A 6,078-nucleotide genomic window follows, 5' to 3' on the forward strand; every position below is an offset into this window, starting at 1 on the left:
GGAATTATCGTTGGTATTGTTGGAGGGCTCGGCATATCTCAGATTTCAGAATCATTTATGAAAGGATTTAAAGATATTCTTTTAGGTGCTATGGTTGTTGGTATTGCGCGTGGTGTTGCAGTTGTGTTAAATGACGGAAACATCTTGGATACTATTATTTATGCAGCTGGGAATCTAGTAGAAGCAATGCCAAGTGTTGTTACTGCAACGATTATGTTAATCGTTCAAGCTTTACTTAACTTTCTGATCCCATCTGGAAGTGGACAAGCAATGGTTACAATGCCAATTATGTCTGGAATCGCAGACTTGTCGGGTGTAACAAGACAAACAGCGGTACTCGCATTCTTATTTGGAGATGGTTTCTCTAATATATTCTACCCAACTTCCGGCTATTTTATGGCGGTATTGGCAATTGCAGGTATCAAATGGGAAAAATGGATAAAGTTCATCTGGCCACTTATTCTTATCTGGTATGGTTTTGCTGTTGTCTTCTTATTTATCGCCCAGCTTATTAACTATAATTAAAGGGTATTTTAATTATCACTTAAGCAACTGTCCATATAATAGATTGAAAGTTACCTATTTATTCGGGAAATTCATCCCTAAGACTTTATTCCGTTTAATGAATCGCTTTGTTATAATAAAAAAGAATTATTGAAATGGAGGATCATCTTATGTATAAAGTCGGGGTTGTTGGACCAAACAAATCAGTAGATCGAATATTGGAAGTTGCTAAAGAATTTCCGGATAAATTAACTTTTGTTCCATTCATTTATAACACAGCGACTGAAACAACAGACATTATAAAAAAACACTACGATGCGTTCGATTACTTCTTATTTTCAGGACCGATTCCTTATGAAATAGCCAAACAATCGAAGCAAGATACGAGTAATTTTTTTTATATTCATCTACTAGAAACCGGTTTTTACAAAGCTATTTTACAACTTATGGTTTCAACAAAAAATAAGATTGATTGTATAAGTATCGATATATTAGACAAATCAAATATTGTAGATATTTCACTTGATCAATTATCGGTTCCGCTGAAAGAAATGATGGTAAAAACATTTGATGCCCAGATTAATTACTATGAATTATACGAATATCATCTTCGTTTATATAAAGAAAATAAAGTGGATGCTGTACTGACATGTTATCCAGAAGTAATGGAACTTCTAAAAGAAGACAATATACCTGCTGAGTGGATTAGTACTACCAAACTAGCCACCAAACAAGTAATTCAATCGATTGAACAACGATCACAAATTTCTTATTTCAAACGTACACAAATTGGTGTTTGTATGATTGATGTGGACACGAAAATGTATGAGGAACAAAGTGAGCAATTATCTTATGATATTCAATTTGCTACGTTAAAAATGAATGAAGAACTTCTGACACTTAGTCGTGACATGAATGGGTCTTTTTTCGAAATAGGTGATGGAAAATATATGATTTTTAGTTCAAGAGGGGAAATCTTGGATAACTTGAATTTCTTAAATGAAACAATTCATCGACTAAAAAAATCATGGGAAAGAGAGATTATCGCGGGAATTGGTTTTGGTGATTCAGCACTAAAAGCGGAATTAAACGCCAGAAAAGCAATATATAAGACAGAAGTAGAAAATAAAGAAATTGTCATCATTGATAACCTTGGTGAAACCATTCATGTACCATTTGAGCATATTCATTCTTTATCAACGATTTCGGATAATATTTTATTATTAAATAAATTAAAAGATAAAAACATTAGTATTCAATCTTTTGAAAGAGTAAGGGATATTATTCATTTTAAAAAGTGGAATCAATTTACATCCAATGATTTAGCGTTTGAATTAAATATGAGTAATCGTAACGCCCAGCGCCTACTTCAATCCTTTAAAGAAGCTGAAATTGTGGAACAAGTTGGTGAGGAGAAAATATCTAAAAAAGGCCGACCGCGTTTATTATATCGGTTGAAAAAAGAGTTTATATAAAATAATTCAGGTTTACTTTTGTTTGGCGTAAATCCGTTGAAAATACAGTTCAACTTAAGCGAAAATCCAACTTTATATATAATGAGTTACTGACAAAAGAAATTATTCTAGCTATTGACATTTATTACGTCAGACCCTCAATCTGTTTAGTATATGTATTAATTGTATCATCAAGTTTGTCGTTGATGGTTTCTGTTTCTTTCACCGAAAGTTCTTCTTCGTTTTCCCGTAAACAAAAGGTTCAGCGTGATATGGAAATATTTAAAGATAGAAAATAGATGTTGAGCCAGTTTTGGATCTTGAAGGCTAATTTGTGTTTCGCTCGTATGTCGGGTACGAGTAAAACACAATTTGCACTTAATGAATTAGGGTTTGCGTTAATGGCGGTAAATTTAAATTAAAAAAGAAAACGATACATTTTCATGTGAAAATTTAAGAAAAAACTATTGCGTTTATCTTTTATTGATAAACACAACCTCCGCTTTTGTTTATTTGATAGATTAGTTATGTACCGACCTCGTTCTGACTTGTGGTACGGTTTCAGTACTTTATGCTAGTTAATGATTTTAGTAATTACATATTATTAATGAAAGTGTATTATTCTTAAATTACATGATAAGATTGTACTCAATAAACGTACCACTTACTAAAGAGAGGAGGATTATAATTGACAGAACTTCAGGTTAATAAGCCAGAATCTGGGACTAAATCAGGAGCAATGTATTTTGATTCAACTAAAAAGGATTTAGAATTTTTCTTTTTTATTATCAATACTGTTATGGTTGTTGATTATATACCATATCACGCTGAAAAAACCTTGGAGCTGGTAGATGGTTTAGTTACAGAGCAGGAAATTGCAAAAAGTCCAGAAGAGTTAATGCAGACTAACCCAGGAAACCATATAAAAAAATTGAGACGGCATTCACAGGAATTTATAGAGATGATCTATAGTAGACAGGTAGATAATTTCCAAACTTATATTGTTAATTTAGTAAGAGAAATTTTAAAAGTACAACCTAACATTTTACATAATAATCATCCCCATATTTCAATAGCCCAATTGTTGGAGGTTGAATCGAAAGATGAATTGATTATCGAGGTAATTGAAAATAAAGTGTCCTCTTTAGCTAATAAAGGTTTTACAAATATTGATAAATGGTGTAAAAAATCCGGAATACCTTTGACAGTAGACCAGGAAATAAACATTAAATTAAAAGAATTTATTGCTATAAGAAATATAATTGTACGTAACCGTTGTGTAGTTGATGAAAAATACTTAAGAGTAATACCTCATAGTAAATATAAAAAAGGTTCCCTTCGAAAGCTTAAGGTAAATGACTTGTATGATGCAGTAAATATATTTAGTGAGGTCGTGAAGCAAACCGATAAAAATTCCATCGAAAAATTTAGTTTAGAAGTGTTCGAGTTTAATAAATAATAGTAATATTAAGCAGTTATTATTCAATTGCTAAGCAAACCATACATTTAACAATAGAATAAGTTGATAAATTTTATGTACAAATTACCTCTTACGAAGATAAGAAGTAACTTTCGTATTTAATAAGAACTTTTCTATTTATCTTCTGAATAAGCTTTAACTACTTCAGTTAAAAAACAACAACTACATAATCCATTTCTTCACCTGTGTCTGTTGTAAACTTCGCAATTCCGCTTTCTTTAAATGGGTCTAAAAGAATTGTGTAATTATATTCCATCGTTTCATTTTCATGTTCCCAAGTATCTCCTTCAATGTGACCATCTACGTCCATTGGTAGTACATCGACAATCATTTCACCGTTTTCGTTATAATCAATTTAGATAACTTCATATCCCATTTCTTTTGATCTTTTACGGTATGATATTCCCCTGAACGACAAGCCAATTTCCTTAGCGCTTAGGAAAGAACGTCCTATAGCTAAGCCTTTTTAGATTATTGTGCAATGCTTTTTTAAAAAACATAGCTGTGTAGTAAAAATGCGATGATTGTTAAAGTCAGTCCAATCATGCAAAAATATAAGTTTTTATGAGTTTTTTCAGAAGTACTGTCATCAGGGACAGAATGCAATCCAAGATAAGCAGTAATCATTAAAGACGATACCTGCAACTCATCACTTCTATCGGATGCAATATCCTTAATATCATTTTTGCTATAGAACACTTTTTTCTCTCCCTATAGTAAAGAAGGTGTTATTTGCGGTTGTTTTTCCGTTCATTAATTAGATACAAGCCTCATTTAATGATATAAGCAAATCGTTAGAAAATCCACGTTGTAAGAATGACATTAGCTTAGTACAGGTTGAGTTTCTTTTGCTTTTACATTATAAGCTTTTTAGAAATGTAAAACACTTCACTCTCGTCACTAGCATCACTTTTAAATGGAGGAAAATTAGTTGAACTTTTGATACATGCCTGGACATGTTTTTCAATTAAATGATTCAATGGATCGATTTTTTAGAGTTGAATTTAGTACATGACTTGTAGATAAAATTTTAGCTGTAGATGAAGTTGCTACTGTTTCCATTTTTTATGGGTAGGTATTAATGGTGTGCTATAATTTTGGTTAGAAGGTAGATGGAGGGGATTTACTTGAAAACTAAAATTAACGAAGCAATTAAAGAAGTCTTAATGCAATTTGGTGAAAAGTATTTTATTGATGGAGTCGTACATAAAAGTAAAGTTATACAAGATTTAGATGAATATGATATCGCTTTAATCGAAGCATTTATAGCTAATGAAACGGTAAAGAACAATTTTACGATTAACATAGCAGGAAACATTGTCATCCAGACGAATAAATTACTCGAGCTTTTTGAAGCCGATGAATATTGGCAGGATTCATACACGAAGTACTCAAAGAAAATTGGTTTAACAGCGGGTGGAAAGTTCATTGATGAATCGACAGATGTTGTGCTAGATTTCCCGTACAAAGATACAGTATTAAAAGCAAGTATGAGTAAGGAAGATACCGACAAAGATGATTTACGTCCTGATGAACCATTTTTAAATGAAGTTATTGCAAAAGAAGAAATTGATGTGTTGTTAGACAAGAAGATTTTAGTGAATGCGAAGAAGTTTGATGAAGACGGTGAACATGAGGTAGACAGTTTTAGTGAAGATGACAATTTAATCATAAAAGGTAATAATTTACTTGCTTTACATACGTTGAAAGAGAAGTATGCAGGGAAAGTAAAGTTAATTTATATAGATGTCCCTTATTATTTTTCTAAGAAAGTAGAGGGAGATACATTTAAATACAACAGTGATTTTAAGCTCTCTACATGGTTAACTTTTATGCGTAACAGATTATTCATATCTAAAGAGTTACTCAGTAATGAAGGTTCAATCTTCATTCATAGTAATGATGAAAGTCAAGGATACTTAAAGGTTTTATGCGACGAGATTTTCGGTTCACATAATTATTTGAATACAATTGCAATAAACTTAAAGAATATTGCTGGTGCATCTGGTGGCGGTGAAGATAAAAGATTTAAAAAAAATGTAGAGTATATTCATATTTACGCTAATGACATAAATCAACTTCCTGTATTTAAAAACATATATTCATACGAAGAATTATATAGCATGGTTGATAGATATAAAAAAGAAGGGACAAGTTGGAAATATACTAGCGTATTGTATTATGAAGGAGAAAAAAAGTATATAGGAAGTACAAGAACTGGAAATGGAGAAGAAATAAGGATTTTTGAGAGAATAAATCCAGTTTTTAAATCTGTTTCAGCCTTAGCCAAAGAAGAAAATTGTACAGAAAAGGAAATTTATTATAAGTATATTGATAGAATCCATCAAACACAAATGCCTCAAAGTTCCATCAGGACAAGAGTAATGGATAAGGTACAAGAACTTGGAAACGAAAGTGAATTTTTCTCAATAGAGTATGTGCCGAGAACGGGAAGGAATAAAGGAAATGTCTACGAACAGTTTTACAAAGGTAAGAATTTTAGATTATTAGCTTGGTTAAAAGATGTTGTTGTTAATAGAGAGGGAGATATTTTAAAAGCAGATTTAATCCCAAATTACGAAAGTAAATTTGCCGAAAACTAATTCAGCGCTCTTTTGGGAACAATTTACAAATCTGGGT

5 protein-coding genes and 1 pseudogene are annotated in these 6,078 nt (G+C 31.5%); 4 read left to right on the forward strand and 2 right to left on the reverse strand.

Annotated features, from left to right (window positions below):
• From ACPYKA_RS12625 to ACPYKA_RS12635, 3 genes and pseudogenes are all read left to right on the forward strand, one after another.
• Window positions 1-525, forward strand: a pseudogene (locus ACPYKA_RS12625) (YfcC family protein); the annotation flags it as partial.
• Between the two features lie 149 nt (window positions 526-674).
• Window positions 675-1,979, forward strand: a complete 1,305-nt coding sequence (locus tag ACPYKA_RS12630; protein ID WP_479542619.1) for a hypothetical protein — start codon at window positions 675-677, stop codon at window positions 1,977-1,979.
• Window positions 1,980-2,646: 667 nt separating this feature from the next.
• On the forward strand, window positions 2,647-3,417 hold the full coding sequence (locus ACPYKA_RS12635) for a hypothetical protein (protein WP_479542620.1): 771 nt from the start codon (window positions 2,647-2,649) through the stop codon (window positions 3,415-3,417).
• Between the two features lie 169 nt (window positions 3,418-3,586).
• On the opposite strand, the gene ACPYKA_RS12640 is transcribed toward ACPYKA_RS12635, so the two are convergent.
• The gene (locus ACPYKA_RS12640) at window positions 3,587-3,769 is read right to left on the reverse strand and encodes a hypothetical protein (protein WP_479542621.1); all 183 of its coding nucleotides are present in this window, start codon (window positions 3,767-3,769) and stop codon (window positions 3,587-3,589) included.
• A 158-nt stretch (window positions 3,770-3,927) separates the two neighbouring features.
• A complete protein-coding gene (locus tag ACPYKA_RS12645; RefSeq protein WP_479542622.1) occupies window positions 3,928-4,137 on the reverse strand; it encodes a hypothetical protein in 210 nt (69 codons plus the stop codon).
• Window positions 4,138-4,565: 428 nt separating this feature from the next.
• Between ACPYKA_RS12645 and ACPYKA_RS12650 the strand changes: the two genes are divergently transcribed.
• Window positions 4,566-6,041 (forward strand): DNA methyltransferase, encoded by a 1,476-nt coding sequence (locus ACPYKA_RS12650; RefSeq protein ID WP_479542623.1) that lies wholly within the window; start codon window positions 4,566-4,568, stop codon window positions 6,039-6,041.
• The last annotated feature ends 37 nt before the right edge of the window (window positions 6,042-6,078 follow it).

Source organism: Pseudogracilibacillus amylolyticus (SeqCode), from assembly GCF_051918545.1.
GTDB lineage: Bacteria > Bacillota > Bacilli > Bacillales > Amphibacillaceae > Pseudogracilibacillus.

Excerpts from the sequence above, each read along its gene's own strand:
- ACPYKA_RS12630 (WP_479542619.1), top strand. The coding sequence starts at position 675 with ATGTATAAAGTCGGGGTTGTTGGACCAAACAAATCAGTAGATCGAATA.
- ACPYKA_RS12640 (WP_479542621.1), bottom strand. The coding sequence starts at position 3,769 with ATGATTGTCGATGTACTACCAATGGACGTAGATGGTCACATTGAAGGA.